Here is a 15,175-nt window from a genome sequence, read left to right as displayed (position 1 = left end):
ACGAAAAACAGCTGTCCGCTTACCGCTTTACTCCCCCCAACACTGTTTCTAAAGGCCCTTGGGTGATAATTCGGGTCATCATAAGGGCAACCTCCCGGGTGGATAGATCGTTTTCACTTGCCATCCAGTGAGTCAAAACGCCAATATTTGCTGAAGCGATATAAGCCACAAAATAGTCCCACGGAATGGCATCCTCAGATTTTTCAGGCATATACTGTTCGAATTTCTGAAGCATCCGTTCCGACATAAATTCCTTAATCTGAAGGGGCAGCTGCAAGTCACCATTAGCACTGAGCATGACCCGCAGGAAATCTGCCTGTGCTAAAAAATACTCCAGCACTTTTAGAAGGACAGGGTAAGGCTCCCCGCGTTCTGCATGGGACTTTACTTCCAGCGGATTGATCTCGCTTGCAAATGGAAGGATCCCTTCAAAAATCTCACTCTTCAGCTGATCTACCAGATCTGCCACATCCCGATAGTGAAGATAAAATGTTCCCCGGTTAATCTCCGCCCGTTCGGCCAGGTCCCTTACAGTTACCTGACTAAGCCCCTTTTCCTCGCTTAATTCCAGCAGGGCCTGCCGGATCAGCTTTTTGGTCCGGATCTGGCGCCGGTCTAATTTTTCTTCTTTTTTCAATTTTTTCTCTCCTTATTAGACACTTCATTATTTTGTGTTGAGTAATGATCAGATCGTTTAAATGTGATTATTGTATTTCCTATTTTAATCATTATAATCAACATTGTGAACTTTAATCAACATAATGATTATTAAAAGGAGCGGATGAATCTTGAATATTTTCAAAAACAAGCTGGTCTTGTTATCGCCTGTTATTGCACTGGCCATTATTTTTATTTTTTCGCTAACCTTATTTCCATCGGTCCAGCCTCAGCCGCAAAATTTGCCTGTTGCGGTTGTGAATGAAGATCAGGGAGTCCAACTCCCTGATCAGCCAAAGATGAATATGGGGCAGACCATCGTAGAGAGGATGAAAAAAACATCAGAAACTACAACGGATGAAGACCCGGCAGTAAAGTGGATAGAAGTAAACAGCTTGGAGGAAGTGCAAAAGGGATTAGATGATCAAGAGTATTATGCCGCACTGGTCATTCCGCAAGATTTCAGTGCGAAGCAGGCATCTTTACGGACACCAGCACCTTCCTCGCCCGAAGTTCAAATCTTGATCAATGAGGGGATGAATACGGCGGCCTCTACAATGGCAGGACAAATACTACATGGTGTCGTTGATAATATGAATAATACTGTCCGCACCCAGCTGCTTGAAGGATTTGAAGCGCAGGGAGCCACATTGACGGTAGAACAGGCATCGGCTTTAGCAGCGCCTATTACAAAGAACGTCACAAACGTCAATGAAATCGGCACGAATAGCGCGAACGGCAATGCGCCCATTTCCTTATTTCAACCGCTGTGGATGGCCAGTATAGCGAGTGCAGCCATTATCTTTGTTGCGGTAAACAAACTGCCGGTCAGCACCCGGAAAGAGAGTCTTTCTAATAAGGTAGGACAGATTATGATAGGGGCTGTTGTTGCCCTTGTAGTTGGATTTGGTTTTACCTGGCTGACAGATGGCATGTTAGGGCTGAATATTCCCCAATTTACGGATACAGCCTTGTTTTTATCCATTACGTCGTTTAGCTTTTTCCTTATGATATTAGCTGTACTTTCACTATTAGGGCTTAAGGGTATGCCAATTTTTATTTTAATGCTTTTCTTTGGTGCACCATTGCTTGCAATGGCTCCGGAAATGCTGTCTCCATTTTATCGCGATTGGGTTTATTCATGGCTGCCAATGCGATTTATGGTAGAAGGTTTACGTGAATTGTTCTTCTTCGGAAAAGGATTAACTTGGAGTTCTCCTGTATCTACCCTGGTTTGGATTGGAATAGCGAGCATCGTTATCATACTGGGCTCTGCTTTAAAGCGTAAATCCGTAAAAGAAGAAAACACAGAGCAGAAATTAGAAGCATCACATTTCTAGCAACTAATATTCCAAAAAGCCGTTTTCTAATAGGAAAACGGCTTTCCATATTGTTGAAAAACAAATAAAGCAATAGACAAAACGTGAAAATAGCCACCAAGAGGCATCCTTAATATTTAATGCAACATAAATGCAAATTAAAATGCAAAAAGACCGGCTCTCAAAAGAGTACCGGTCTGAATAATCATTCATAATAGGGGGGGGCCGCCTTTGCCGTTGAATGGAAGAAAGTTTTAAACCACCACTCCTCAAAGTGGGTGTTCGCAGAAGCCTTCCTGCCTGTCCTCATTGGTTTAAAAAACGAACGAGGCGTGTCATTCCAGATTCGTTGTAAAACTCCCTGTTACAGCTTAAAGGTTAAAACTTTAGATTGTGACGTGCAACGCAGCTTGTATTTATATAATACAGTGACCGGACGTTATATTCAATTGTTTACGGACAATAAAGTTGTTTAAAAAACAATAAAGTCATTTAAAAAATATGAGTCATTCTATTCAACAAACGGGCCAGATTGTTGGATAAAGATTGCTTTAAACTTATTGACTCTATAAATAAAATGATAAAAATACAAACTTCTCAAAATTCATCTTCAAAAATAATGAACAACATAATCAAGTACCTTCACTGTTATTGAATATTGTGTGGTGTTTGGTGTTATTCTATACAAGAAATCAATCACATCTTAGGAGTTATTCACATGAATAGACTTGAACATTCAGTGCCGAAGTCAAATGGAAATAAATTTGCCTTATTTGCTTTGGCCGCAACATTCTTCGGTGTAGGGGTCACAGAGTTCATTAGTGTAGGTGTTCTTCCTTCTGTTGGGAATGCATTTAACATATCGACATCTACAGCCGGATTAATTGTATCCATGTATGCGCTAGGAGTTGCAGTAGGGGGACCTATTTTAACTTCTCTGACAGCAAAGGTTTCACGGAAAAAGGTATTATTATCCATGATCGTGCTGTTTATTATAGGGCATATCATAACGGCTGTTGCTCCTATTTTCAGTATCGTACTAGCAGGGCGTATACTATCAGCATTCGCACATGGCGTGTTTTTTGCTATAGGTTCAACGGTTGCTGCAAGTCTTGTTCCTAAAAATCGTCAAGCAAGTGCTATTGCATTTGTATTTGGAGGGTTTACGGTTGCCACTGCCATTGGCGCTCCTTTAGGGACTTATATCAGTGATATCTTTGGTTGGAGATTTCCATTTTACGGGATTGCCTTCATTGGTTTGATTGCTCTTATTCTTAATGCTATTGCAATTCCAAGTCAACAATTAAAAACAGAAACCCCTCCATCTTATAGAGATCAATTCAAATTAGTGGGTAATAGAAGAATTTTACTGATCTTAGCCGTGACCATTCTAGGATACGGTGGTACATTCGTAACCTTTACGTACCTTTCACCTATTCTTCAGGATATCATGGGTATCGATGCTAAGAACGTGAGTATTATCTTATTTGTATATGGGATAGCTATTGCCATTGGAAACGCCATAGGGGGACGTTTAGGGGATCGAAAACCACTTAAATCTTTACTTTCTATGTTTATCGTACAAGCTGTTATCTTATTAATCTTTACATTTACTGCGCCGTTTAAAGTAGTTGGCCTTATTACGGTGATAGCTATGGGTCTGTTGGCATTTATGAGTGTACCTGTATTACAATCATACGTGTTGACCCTAGCGCAGCGTTATGTACCAAGCGCTGTCGATGTGGCTTCATCACTTAATATTGCTTCATTCAATGGAGGAATTGCATTAGGTGCGTATGTAGGGGGTATTACGACGGACATCATGGGATTACAACACACACCGTGGGTAGCTGCCGTTATGGTGTTTCTAGGAGTTCTTCTCACAGTTGTAACCATAGGCCTAGAAAAGAAAAAGAAATGAATAACGAAGCTTGAAAAAATTAGTTATTAAAATTTCCTAAGAAGTTCTTTTAGACAGAAACTCCTTAAAATTAAATCTTTATAAGGGACACAATGTTTCAAAAGAGGGTTATAGATGGAGTATGAATCTATAGCCTTCTTGCTTGATTCCGTATTTTTGAAAGGAGTAAAACAGGTGGACTTACGTCAACTAGTTACCTTTCGAATGGTCGCTCTCACACTTAATTTTAGTCGAGCTGCAGAGGCCTTGAATTATGTACCTTCAAATGTTTCAATGAAAATTCAATCTCTGGAGGAAGAGTTAGGAGTAAAGCTATTTGATCGATTGAACAAACAAATTGTATTAACAGATGCTGGTGAACGCTTTTATAGAGATGTGGAAAGGATTTTAAATTATGTAGAGGAAGCAAAAAACAATGTAAAAAGTAGTGAAAGCATGACTGGAACAATTACAATTAGCGCAAATGAAATTCTATGTGTTTATCTGCTTCCAATAATTTTACATGAGTTCAGGAAACAGTATCCTAGCGTACGTGTGGTTTTTCGTCCGACTCCTTCTAACGATTTAAAACAATCCATTAATGAGGGGAAAACGGACGTGGTCTTTATACTCGAAGAGCCTGTAAAATCAAATGGATTAAATATTGAGCCACTTCGTAATGAAAGTTTCCGCCTTCTAGCTGCTCCCAATCATCCCCTTGCAGGTCGGAGTAGAATTAATTTTGACGATATTCAAGGAGAATTTTTCTTATTAAACGAAAAAGGATGTACGTATCATACAACATTTGAACGACTGCTTGTTCGTGGAGGGGCTGACGACTTTACTACCCTTGAATTTGATAGTGTGGAAGCAATCAAACAGTGTGCAATACTTGGAATGGGAATTGCTTTTCTTCCTGAGATTTCTGTTACTTCTGAAATTGAACAAGGTAAGCTAGTTCCTTTACCTTTAGATTTACCGGAAATCAACTTCGTTTCTCAGATGATTTGGCATAAGGGAAAGTGGATATCACCTGCTATTTTCGCATTCCTTGATATTGCAAGAAGTTCATTTAAAAAGAACAATTAAATATTTCTTTTATGAGGGTTTCACTATTGGTTAATTTAGATATCCATATTTATATGTTCATTCCAAAGGATTTCTGATTTTCAACAATCGGGCGCGATTGTTCAATAAAACTTAGATTTTCAAACGACTTTATTGTAATATTTTTTAGGATAGTGAAGTATCTTAAATCAAAAATTAATCAACTATATTTTAACCCCGTCCTAAATTACAACGGGGTTATACTTGTTTGAGCTTTTAAAATTAAACAACTTTATTGTCGTTTTATATCAATGGTAGTTGCTGCCCTAAATTCCTGAATCATCCCGAACGGAAAACGCTCTTCGGAACTCGTCTTTCGGAGAACCTTTTTAAACGGCTGATCCAGCCTAAGCGTCTTCCTTCAAGCAGGCTGCAGGATAGGTTTTGCACTTGTATGCAGACCTTGATTTTGTAACACACAGGTTTGCGCCCAGCCTTGATCAATCTATTCATTAAAAGAACCATCCCCAAAATCGCTTCTTTTTTTGTGTTTCCGTTTTCCGGACTTCCTGGGAAGCTTTCAGCGATTCAAGCAATAGCTGGTCCCGCTTGTTGAGCGATTCCTTGATGTAGTGCTGCTGCTCATCTAATTTTGTTACGAGTGCCTGATTAAACTGCTCCTGCCGTTCCAGCCGCTCCAAAATGGTATCTAAATCCTTCCGCATATCATCCGATGAACGTTCTTCCATTGGCTCGGGTTCAATTTTCAGTTCACCCGTGGCAAAGTAGTATTCGATCTGCTTGATGGAATAGTTCTGATCTCTGCTTAGTTGGCGGATCAGCATGAGCCTTTCCAATGCTGGCTTATCAAAGTAGTGGTACCCATTTTCTCCTTGAACAGCAGGGATGTATGGCTTCAATTCCCTCAACCAATTGCGGACAACACCAGGACTTTCATTTACATACTTAGCCGCTTCTTTCACCGTTAAGCGCATTTCCTCAAGGTTTTCACTTAGGTTTTCAGCACGTTGATCTTGTGTTTGATTTGCGATTTTAATCATCCTTTCAAGATACATTTCAACGTATGTTCCTTACAAAAAGCTTAATATGACGCTATTCTAAAGGTGTGTGGCAGGTTTCGATAAGGTTTCCAAGTATGTTGTTCACTATGTTTTAAGTTCGGTGAATAGAAACAAATATCCTTTGACTAAATTTGTCGTCTATTTATGAGTTTTAACTATCACAGGAGTTAATGCAGAAGAACAGCCACTGTATTAAGTGCCGTTCTTTCTAACAACGTTGTGTATTAGTACACTTTTACGCAAAATTTGTTGTGAGACATGCCGGTGCTGTCGTCCTTACTAATGATAGGGCATTCCCAATCTAGGCTTTTTAACGACTGTATTCACTGCAGTCGATTTTTTTATGGTTTAAAACAATGGTCCCCAATTCTTCACATTCTTTCACGTGGTATACCTATTCAACATCCCGCAGTCACTCCTTCGATTTCGAATCTGTACAAATCTTACAAGATCACACTATATTTGCACCAGCCCCTTTTTAAGAGAGATCTATACAGCCATTATGAAAGATTTTATTCATACAAGTGGGGTGTTTATACAGTCCTATTGTTTACTAATGAATATTCTATTACTTATTGACTCTTCTAAGCATTTATTTTTCCATCTCTCTGGAAAGCTATCTCTATCGTTATAAATTTTAAAAAAGGAGGCGTTAAGGGAATGTGCCCAATTAATAATGGTAATGAAAGAATACAGTCGAATAAAAGTTCTATATTGTCCCCTGAAGAGATAAAAGCCATCGAATCCTGGATATCTCAAATGGGAAAATACTTTTTTGAAACGGCAAGACAAAAAATGGTTACTGCTAAAAAAACTCTAAAATTCAAGTATAAACTGATTGGACATGGTGATAACCGAGTTGTCTATGATCTCAATAATGGCTATGTATTAAAAATTGCACTGTCTGAAGTAGGATTAATAGGCAACGCAAATGAAGCCTATCTTTATAATAACTGCAATGAGGAAGTCCAAAAGTACCTATGTCCGGTGAAGGAGTTTGGGTCTGGCTGGATTATTATGAAGAAGATGGACATTAATGTGCCACTTACAATCATGAAATATAAGAAACTAATCGAGTTGGAATTAGAATGCCTAAGATACGACATTATTCCAATCGATTTGCGGTTAGCTAATGTCGCATTTTCCGAGGATAATGAAATGGTTATCATTGATTACGGCCTATTCATCATGGATCTCAAAAGCCCTGTGTTGCGATGGTTTGTTTGACGAGGGCTCTATTTAAAGACATATGATAGATAACTATTTGTATCAGTTTCTTCTAACGTATATACCCAAATGGCAATTGCTTCGTCCGGAGGTAGTTGCCTTTTTTGTTATTCTAAATATCAATAGGCAAGTGTCCATTTAATCCTACATTTGTGGACTATCTAAAAATGACCGATTCATTGTCTATTAACTACTTAAAATTAACATTTAAAGACGTATATAAAGTAATTGATCTTTATGTACTGTATTGATGATACGCTTGGCGATTTAACACTGAGAGAAAAAGACGTGTTTACGCTGGTGAAGGCAGAAAAGTATACTTTTGAATATACAGCGAAATTGCTTGGTATCACGAAGTCATCTGTCCAGACGTATCTTGAACGAGCAGAGCGGAAAATTGAAGATCATAAAAATGGCAGTCTTTTTCTTGTTTCATGAGAAAGGCTGTTTTTCCTTTATGAGGGATGGGATCTTTTATTTTCTCTCAAGAAAAATTGATTAAAAGTGTGGATGTCTGCAAAAAATGCGTTACCCCGCAAAAAAAATGCGCTATCCCGCAATTTTTTTTCGGTGACTCAAAAACATTAGCATATTATGATGAAACAGGACTTTTCGACATAATTCGATAGGATCAAATTTATAAAATTATTATTGATAAAGGTAAGGGCGCTAAGCCATGAATCTAATATTTTTATGGGTTATGAAAGCTCGGATGTCAAATAGGGCTTTAAACCCGTATTGGGAACAAGGCCCGTTTAAGGTAGGGGGAAAATGCGGAGAGAAACAAATGAATTAAAAATGAACGTTGAAAAGTTTTTTTTACTGTTACAAAATTATCCGGATGACTCTCAGTCGACTTTAGTATTTGTAAGATTCTTGCGAGCTTTTTTAAGAACGAACACCTGTAAAGAAGTATTGCCAACTATTGAAGTTATGACATTAATAAAAGAACATAAGCCAACTATTTTTCATACACTGAAAAGGCTTTCGGAAAAAGACAGTATGCTAGCAATTCTGACGGGCTTATCGATGGATTCTTCCGAAGCAGAAAACAGACTCCAATCTATTTACGAAAGTAAGGAGGTAGGACGGTAAAGATGGGACGAAAATGGACAGGCGAAGATGTTTCCTTTTTACAGAAACGTGTTGGCAGCTGCTCCTTATCAGCTATAGCCAAACAGCTTAATCGAAGTGAGGTTGCAGTTTTACTAAAATTGAAGAAATTGGGTCTAGGAAACACTAAAAATGCTACTGGTCTTTTAACTGGCAGTGAGCTGGCTGAAGCTTTAAATGTAGACAGAAAAACTGTACATCATTGGGTTCAGTTTCACGGGCTTGAAGCAACATCGCGTATCACGTGTTATGAGCGGAAATTTTGTCTAATTGACGTGGATTCTTTTTGGCAATGGGCGGAACAGAACCAAAAGAAGATCGATTTCAGTATCATCGAAAAACATACACTGCCTCCTGAACCAGAGTGGGTAGATGATGCCCGTAAGACGAATACAGAAAAGACAATAAAGATATATAAACGCTGGACAACAAAAGAAATTGAACTCCTAATAAGGTGGAAAGAAGAAGGGATAAGTCTTAATGAGATTGCTGAAAAGCTGAGTAGAAGCAGAATCAGTGTTGAGCGTCGTTATGCCCGATGTAAAATAATTCTTGAATGAAATACAGTAATCAATCTAATTAATAGCCATAGAATTTGGAATGTGTGGAAAGAAAATTGAAGAGAAAAAATGCAGCCCTTTTCGTGTTTTGTGAAGAAGGCTGTTTTCCTCATAAAACAATTTTGCTAAATGGAAATAATGTAAGAATCCTCTTTAAATGTTTAAAAAGCTTGAAATTATAGAATATTGCCGAAAAATGTTGATAATTTTTCGAATATTATTATTAATCAAGTTTGTTGTTTTTTAACTGTTCTATAGTCAATTTGTAACGATTGTAATTTATCTAGGTGGTGATATAAATGAATGATTTGTTTGTTTTATTTTACGTGAAAACAAAATATATATGGAATGGGGATACAAAATGTTGTCTCTATTGAAAAGGTAACAGAGCCTACAAACCTCCCCGGTACACCAGAGTATATGAACGGAGTCGTCAATATAAGAGGCCAGCTAATACCTGTTATTGACATGTCGACCTTGCTTTATAACCAGCCGATCCAGCCCAGCGAAGATACCCGCTATATCCTAGTTGAAACAAATGGTACCATTATTGCATTTATGGTAGAGAAGGCAAGTGAAATTGTACATATAGACGAGGATCAGGTAAAACCGGTTAATTTATTAGGGATAAACATAGGGACGTTTATTAAAGGGGTCGCTGTAAAAGAGAATTTTAATGTAACCATTCTGGACACAGAGGAATTGTTATCATCTTTAGCCGATATTGACCTAATCAGGGCACAAATAGCGGAACAAAACAAAGAGTATATACTTGTAAACTAACATAATGAGGTGTCTATTTTGAAGTGGTTTTATAATTTGAAAACAACGATAAAATTAATTTCTGCATTTGTCATAATAGCAATTATCGTCGGGATAGTTGGTATTTTTAGTTTAACAAACTTACGAGAAGTAAATGATCAGCTTGACTACATGTATGATGAACGGGTAGTGCCAATAAGTGATTTAGGGCGTACTGAAACGGATTATCAGCGTATCCGGGTAAATATCCGCGATATGATGTTTGTAGCGAAAACGCAGGAAGAAAAGAAAGGGTTCGAGGATCGACTGAAGGAAATTCAAGCAGGAATTGATACTACTATTGAAAATTTTGAAAATTCACATGTGGAACCAGCGGAGCAGCAGCAGCTTGACCAATTGCATCCTGCATTAGAAGAATATTATGGCTATTTAGATAGAGCCAAAGGGTATGCTTATGCGAATGATACCGACGCTTATCTTGAGCTAGCTCCTGCTTTTAAAGCAGCAGGTGATGAAGTGCAGAATATTTTGAAGGAATTAATTCAATTAAATATGGAACTTGGACAAAAATCAAATGCAGAAGCAGATGCATTAGAAAAAAGTGCCCGTACCATTACAATCGCAGTCATTCTGTTAGCAGTCCTTTTCAGTATTGGACTTGGCTACTTGATCGCCCGCATGATTTCCAAACCATTAAATAATGTCGTGGCCTTAGTAGAAAAGGTGTCGAAGGGTGATTTAACGGAAACAACCGACATTGATACAAAGGATGAGATTGGTGTATTGGCGAAGTCCATCAATAATATGGTAGTAAGCTTGAGACAAACCGTAGGAAGTGTCCTGGCATCTGCTGAAAATGTATCTGCTTCCTCACAAGAAATATCTGCTACAACGGAAGAAATTGCAAGCAGCGCTTCCAATCAGGCAAATGATGCCCAAACGATCACGGAATTATTCCGGGACATTGCCTCAAGTGTAGAAAGCCAGGCCGGTGATGCCCAGGCAATGAAAGAACGGTTCCATGAATTAAATGCTGCCATTGATTCGATTGCAAAAAGCGCTGGGGAGACGGCTAGTCTTTCTGAGGGCATGCTGCAGGTATCAAAAGAAGCCGAGCAGGTGGTCCAAGCTTCTATGGAAGGTATGACAAAGGTAAGTGAACAAATGGCGGTTTTAGAAGCGGATGCAAATAAAATCGGCAGTATTATTAATGTGATTAATGACATTGCCAATCAAACCAACCTTCTGGCATTAAATGCAGCAATCGAAGCGGCACGCGCAGGGGAGCAGGGAAGAGGATTTGCCGTAGTGGCGGATGAAGTCCGGAAATTGGCTGAGCAGAGCAGCAATGCCACCAAGGAAATCACGGATATCATTAAGGGCATCCAGGGCAATACAAAACAAAGTGTGAAATACGTAAATGATGGGGTACATGCGACAACTGAAACGGAGAAGGCATTTGCTTATATCTCTGAAATGGTGAATGATGCATCAGGAAAAGTCAATGAGATTGCGGCTGCTAGTGAACAGCAGTCTGCACAAGCAGATGAAGTCATGCGGTCGATTGAAAGCATAGCATCTGCGAGTGAACAGCAATCCGCTCAAACGGGGGAAGTCATGACTGCAATTGAAAGCATTGCAGGGGCAAGCGAAGAAGCAGCAGCTGCAAGTGAAGAAACAGCGGCTACTTCTCAATCCCTTGCGGACCTCGCAGAAGAGCTGAATCATTCTGTTTCGATCTTTAAAGTTAAATAACTCCGCCACGCCAATAAATATTAATACTGTTTCAAAAGGGGATCACAATGAAAGAACGTGAAGGTAAGGAATTAAGCCAGACAGAGCGGACGTTGATTGAATATTCATATGGTTTGGATTCATCCATGGACGGGATTGGCATTACAGATGAAAAAGGGCAATTTGTATTTGCAAATGAAGCTCATGCCTCCATGTATGGATTAACTAAAGAACAGCTGTTGAATAACACCTGGCATACTTGCTACGATGAGGAAACGCTGCGAGGAATTTTAAATTCCGCTATACCCATCGTAAATGAAAAAGGGCATTGGAGAGGCGAGACAGTTGGAACCAGGGTAGATGGAACGAAATTTCCGCAGGAGCTGACGCTTTCCAAAGTCGAGGAAACAAATAAGATTGTATGCGTTGTAAGAGATTTAACGGACCTCAAACTCCAGGAACAACATATCGATTTCCTGGCAAACCACAATGAAGTAACCAATCTTCCTAATAGAAGAAGCCTGGAAAGAAAACTTGACGCCATAAAGCATTCAAATACAGCCTCAGTTTTATTTATGGACATGGACAGATTAAAGCTGATAAATGACGCATTTGGACATAGAGTGGGTGATATGCTGCTGAAAAGGATTGCTGAAACATTAAGGTCATTCGAAAATGAATTCATCTCTGTGTTCCATATAAGTGGCGATGAATTTATTGTATTGATCACTAACAAAAGCCAAGATGATACGCATACAATCGCAGAACAGATTATTGAACAAATAAAGATTCCTTACATCATTGAAGAAAATGAAGTATTTATTACTACAAGTATAGGCGTAAGCCATTACCCTTCTGATAGTACAGAATTGAGTGAACTGATAAATTTCGCGGATATGGCTTTATCCTCTGCAAAACAAGCTGGTAAAAACAATTTCCAAATCTTTAATAAGCATTTAAAGGAAAAGCACGATCATAAAATCAAGGTGGAAACAGAACTGCGGAAAGCCATTGAAAATAATGAGTTTCTTCTTCATTATCAGCCAAAGCTGGATTTAGCCACATTACAACTCAATGGGCTTGAAGCACTCATTCGCTGGAGAAACCCTGTGCTTGGAAATGTACCTCCTATGGATTTTATTCCAATTGCCGAAGAAACAGGCTTAATAGGTGAAATCGGGAAATGGGTAATCAGAGAGGCTTTAAACCAGATCTCAAAATGGAAAGCAAAAGGCTATCCACTTGTCAAAGTGTCTGTGAACGTATCTCCACAACAGTTTCGATATACCAAATTAGCTGAGTATATAGAGATGTGCCTGTATGACACCCAGGTGGAACCAAAATATTTTGAAGTTGAAGTGACAGAAAGCGTTATTGAGGATTTTGAAACAGTCCTTCCTGTTCTCACGCAATTAAAAGAAATGGGTGTTGGCATATCGATAGACGACTTTGGCACAGGTTATTCCTCTCTGAGTCTTTTAACGAAACTGCCCGTAGACACATTGAAAATCGATCAGGCATTTATTCGTGGCGGATTGCAGGACTCAAAAGATTTGGCTCTTGTTAAATCGATCATAGATATAGGTTTTAATTTAAACCTGAACGTTGTTGCTGAAGGAGTTGAAACAGACAAGCATTTAAATCTTCTTAGGACGTTTAGCTGCCCTGGCGGCCAAGGCTACCTGTTCAATCCACCTTTAACGGCCGAAAAAATTGAAGAAACATATTTGATTGTATAAATTAATGATTGGTAAAGAGATATGAAAAAACCTATTAGATTAAGTATACAGTTTCTTGTTTTGAGCTTACTGGCTTTTGCCATGATTGGCACCTTCGTTGGAAGTGCTGTTTCAAGCATTTTAGTAAGCAAAAACAACCTGGAGAAGAATTATTTAGTTGAGAATCAATATTACGCTCAAAAATTGGCGATTACAACGGATTCTCTTTTTAGCAATATGATGAAAAGCTTAACGATGGAGTCAGAAGAGGAAGAATATATAACCGCAGATTCTAACGAAATATATGAGGAAATAAAACAGACGCTGGAATCCACTACCTTCTTTAATTCCTTGCTTTTTGTGAATTCAACAGGAAGTATCGTTGCATCAGTACCAAAGAGGGAATTAGAAGGGACAACATTGAATAGTATTGGTGCGAGGGAGGCATTGAAAAAGAAAGCACCCTTAATATCGGAACCTTATGTAGCCGTGACGGGAAACCTGATACTGCTTATCTCTGTACCTGTCTTTGATGAAAGTGGGTCATATAAGGGATTTATTGCGGGAACCATCCATTTACATGATGAAAAAAACAGCCTGACGAGAGTGCTTGGCCAGCATCCAAAACATGAAAATGATTCGTATGTATATGTTGTCGATTCTAAAGGTAATATTATTTATCATCCAGATAAGAATAGAATTAACGATAGCGCTAAAGAAAACAAAGCCGTGCAGCAAGTGTTGAAAGGGAATAACGGAAGTCTAGAAGTTATTAATACACAAGGTATTTCAACGCTAGCTGGCTATGCTTCTTCTGCTAGCAAATGGGGCATTGTCTCCCAAACACCTAAAAAAGCCGTTATAGAACCAATGATTGAAATGGCAAAGCAAGTTAGCTTCATTGCCATTCCCTTTATGCTTTTTGTTTTTGTGCTGACATTTGCCATGCTGAAAAAAATTGTAAATCCGATCAAAACGCTGGCCCTCTACGCAAAACAAATTACACTGGATCCATTAGTATCAGTGCCGCGCATTCCCGGCTGGTATTTTGAGTTGAAGGAATTAAAGCGGGCTATTTTAAAAAATGTTGATTTTTATGAAAAAAAACTGACGTATGTGGAGAGTGAATCAAATCTTGATCCACTGACTGGCTACTATAATCGCCGCTCTTTAGAAAAAAAGATTAGCCATTTAGGAATGTACTCCATCGTTTTGTTTGATATTGACCGTTTTAAAACCGTAAACGATCAATTCGGACATCAAGTGGGGGATGAGGTATTAACATACATGTCCGAATTAGCTAAAAACGAAACCAGGGAAAGTGATTTGTGTTTCCGTATAGGTGGAGAAGAATTTTTAATGGTTCTCCCAGAAATGGATCTAGCATTGGCTCAAACGATTGCAGAACGAATAAGGAAAACAGCTGAGGCCAAAATTAGTCCTACTGGAAAGCCGATAACGATTTCGATAGGAATTGGAAATTCGCTCACTACAGCAAGTGATTTTTCAGAATTATTCAAAGTGACTGACCAAGCTTTATACAAAGCGAAAGAAGAGGGACGAAACAGAGTAGTCGTTGCAAGTCGTTTAAACAATAATAAAAACTAGCGAAATTATGTCACTTACAATAAGAATCCAATGCAACAAAAAGGTATGATATGCTCCCCTTTAAGTAGACAGTTGTAAGAAAGCAACGCTACTATCTACTTGGAGGGGATTTTTGTATGGGGAGAAAACAAACGTATTCTGTAGAGGGTAAGCTGCGGGCAGTTGAACTCTATTTATCAGGCGAAATGGGTGGATATCGACGAGTAGCTGAAAAATTTAATGTAGATCCGTCTCAAATTGTGAGATGGGTTAGGGCTTATAAACAAGAGGGAATCGATGGTTTAAAAGAAGAGCGCGGTCTTGTAGGAAGAAAACCAAAGAATCCTTCGGATCAAGAAAAGATTAAACGGCTGGAAGCGGAAGTAGCCTACTTAAAAAACATACTAAGATTAGTAGTGTAGCCAAGGCATTGGTTTACACTACTATTTTTTTATATAGTGGAAGTGAA

Annotated in this window: 14 protein-coding genes and 1 other RNA gene; 12 read left to right on the top strand and 3 right to left on the bottom strand. The window is 38.7% G+C overall.

The features are described 5' to 3' along the window. Nucleotides 1-19 precede the first annotated feature (19 nt). Nucleotides 20-637: a TetR/AcrR family transcriptional regulator gene (locus tag NLX67_RS20670; protein WP_254313308.1), complete on the bottom strand. Its 618-nt coding sequence runs from the start codon at nt 635-637 to the stop codon at nt 20-22. Nucleotides 638-794: 157 nt separating this feature from the next. On the opposite strand from NLX67_RS20670, the gene NLX67_RS20665 reads away from it, so the two are divergent. Continuing rightward, nucleotides 795-1,997: a YhgE/Pip domain-containing protein gene (locus tag NLX67_RS20665; RefSeq protein ID WP_254313322.1), complete on the top strand. Its 1,203-nt coding sequence runs from the start codon at nt 795-797 to the stop codon at nt 1,995-1,997. Nucleotides 1,998-2,194: 197 nt separating this feature from the next. Here NLX67_RS20665 and ssrS read toward each other — a convergent pair. Next, nucleotides 2,195-2,391, bottom strand: a non-coding RNA gene (ssrS, locus tag NLX67_RS20660) — 6S RNA. A 303-nt stretch (nt 2,392-2,694) separates the two neighbouring features. Here ssrS and NLX67_RS20655 point away from each other — a divergent pair. After that, nucleotides 2,695-3,897, top strand: a complete 1,203-nt coding sequence (locus tag NLX67_RS20655) for an MFS transporter (protein WP_254313307.1) — start codon at nt 2,695-2,697, stop codon at nt 3,895-3,897. A 174-nt stretch (nt 3,898-4,071) separates the two neighbouring features. Next, on the top strand, nt 4,072-4,965 hold the full coding sequence (locus NLX67_RS20650) for a LysR family transcriptional regulator (protein ID WP_254313321.1): 894 nt from the start codon (nt 4,072-4,074) through the stop codon (nt 4,963-4,965). Nucleotides 4,966-5,435: 470 nt separating this feature from the next. On the opposite strand, the gene NLX67_RS20645 is transcribed toward NLX67_RS20650, so the two are convergent. Further along, entirely contained in the window at nt 5,436-5,999 is a 564-nt protein-coding gene (locus NLX67_RS20645) for a MerR family transcriptional regulator (RefSeq protein WP_254313306.1), read from the bottom strand. A gap of 666 nt (nt 6,000-6,665) precedes the next feature. Between NLX67_RS20645 and NLX67_RS20640 the strand changes: the two genes are divergently transcribed. The 9 genes from NLX67_RS20640 to NLX67_RS20600 all read left to right on the top strand — a co-directional run bounded on the left by NLX67_RS20640 (nt 6,666) and on the right by NLX67_RS20600 (nt 15,128). Next, nucleotides 6,666-7,232, top strand: a complete 567-nt coding sequence (locus NLX67_RS20640) for a hypothetical protein (RefSeq protein ID WP_254313305.1) — start codon at nt 6,666-6,668, stop codon at nt 7,230-7,232. 237 nt (nt 7,233-7,469) lie between these two features. Further along, entirely contained in the window at nt 7,470-7,670 is a 201-nt protein-coding gene (locus NLX67_RS20635) for a sigma factor-like helix-turn-helix DNA-binding protein (RefSeq protein WP_254313304.1), read from the top strand. 333 nt (nt 7,671-8,003) lie between these two features. Then, on the top strand, nt 8,004-8,327 hold the full coding sequence (locus NLX67_RS20630) for a hypothetical protein (protein ID WP_254313303.1): 324 nt from the start codon (nt 8,004-8,006) through the stop codon (nt 8,325-8,327). Between the two features lie 2 nt (nt 8,328-8,329). Further along, entirely contained in the window at nt 8,330-8,905 is a 576-nt protein-coding gene (locus tag NLX67_RS20625; protein WP_254313302.1) for a DNA-binding protein, read from the top strand. Between the two features lie 348 nt (nt 8,906-9,253). Continuing rightward, nucleotides 9,254-9,688, top strand: a complete 435-nt coding sequence (locus NLX67_RS20620; RefSeq protein WP_254313301.1) for a chemotaxis protein CheW — start codon at nt 9,254-9,256, stop codon at nt 9,686-9,688. 36 nt (nt 9,689-9,724) lie between these two features. Next, nucleotides 9,725-11,422 carry a methyl-accepting chemotaxis protein gene (locus NLX67_RS20615; RefSeq protein WP_254313300.1) on the top strand — a complete coding sequence of 566 codons (1,698 nt, stop codon included), beginning with the start codon at nt 9,725-9,727 and terminating at the stop codon, nt 11,420-11,422. Between the two features lie 47 nt (nt 11,423-11,469). Next, entirely contained in the window at nt 11,470-13,140 is a 1,671-nt protein-coding gene (locus NLX67_RS20610; protein WP_254313299.1) for a sensor domain-containing protein, read from the top strand. A gap of 21 nt (nt 13,141-13,161) precedes the next feature. Next, the gene (locus tag NLX67_RS20605) at nt 13,162-14,727 is read left to right on the top strand and encodes a sensor domain-containing diguanylate cyclase (RefSeq protein WP_254313298.1); all 1,566 of its coding nucleotides are present in this window, start codon (nt 13,162-13,164) and stop codon (nt 14,725-14,727) included. Nucleotides 14,728-14,843: 116 nt separating this feature from the next. Next, the gene (locus NLX67_RS20600) at nt 14,844-15,128 is read left to right on the top strand and encodes a helix-turn-helix domain-containing protein (protein WP_254313297.1); all 285 of its coding nucleotides are present in this window, start codon (nt 14,844-14,846) and stop codon (nt 15,126-15,128) included. Nucleotides 15,129-15,175 lie beyond the last annotated feature (47 nt).

This window comes from Domibacillus sp. A3M-37 (assembly GCF_024213455.1).
GTDB lineage: Bacteria > Bacillota > Bacilli > Bacillales > Domibacillaceae > Domibacillus > Domibacillus tundrae.
Note: the sequence above shows the minus strand (reverse complement) of the source record. Positions and strands in the feature narration are given on the sequence as shown.

Excerpts from the sequence above, each read along its gene's own strand:
- NLX67_RS20605 (WP_254313298.1), top strand. The coding sequence starts at position 13,162 with ATGAAAAAACCTATTAGATTAAGTATACAGTTTCTTGTTTTGAGCTTA.
- NLX67_RS20625 (WP_254313302.1), top strand. The coding sequence starts at position 8,330 with ATGGGACGAAAATGGACAGGCGAAGATGTTTCCTTTTTACAGAAACGT.
- NLX67_RS20640 (WP_254313305.1), top strand. The coding sequence starts at position 6,666 with ATGTGCCCAATTAATAATGGTAATGAAAGAATACAGTCGAATAAAAGT.
- NLX67_RS20655 (WP_254313307.1), top strand. The coding sequence starts at position 2,695 with ATGAATAGACTTGAACATTCAGTGCCGAAGTCAAATGGAAATAAATTT.
- NLX67_RS20630 (WP_254313303.1), top strand. The coding sequence starts at position 8,004 with ATGCGGAGAGAAACAAATGAATTAAAAATGAACGTTGAAAAGTTTTTT.
- NLX67_RS20635 (WP_254313304.1), top strand. The coding sequence starts at position 7,470 with ATGTACTGTATTGATGATACGCTTGGCGATTTAACACTGAGAGAAAAA.
- NLX67_RS20620 (WP_254313301.1), top strand. The coding sequence starts at position 9,254 with ATGGGGATACAAAATGTTGTCTCTATTGAAAAGGTAACAGAGCCTACA.
- NLX67_RS20610 (WP_254313299.1), top strand. The coding sequence starts at position 11,470 with ATGAAAGAACGTGAAGGTAAGGAATTAAGCCAGACAGAGCGGACGTTG.
- NLX67_RS20645 (WP_254313306.1), bottom strand. The coding sequence starts at position 5,999 with ATGTATCTTGAAAGGATGATTAAAATCGCAAATCAAACACAAGATCAA.
- NLX67_RS20600 (WP_254313297.1), top strand. The coding sequence starts at position 14,844 with ATGGGGAGAAAACAAACGTATTCTGTAGAGGGTAAGCTGCGGGCAGTT.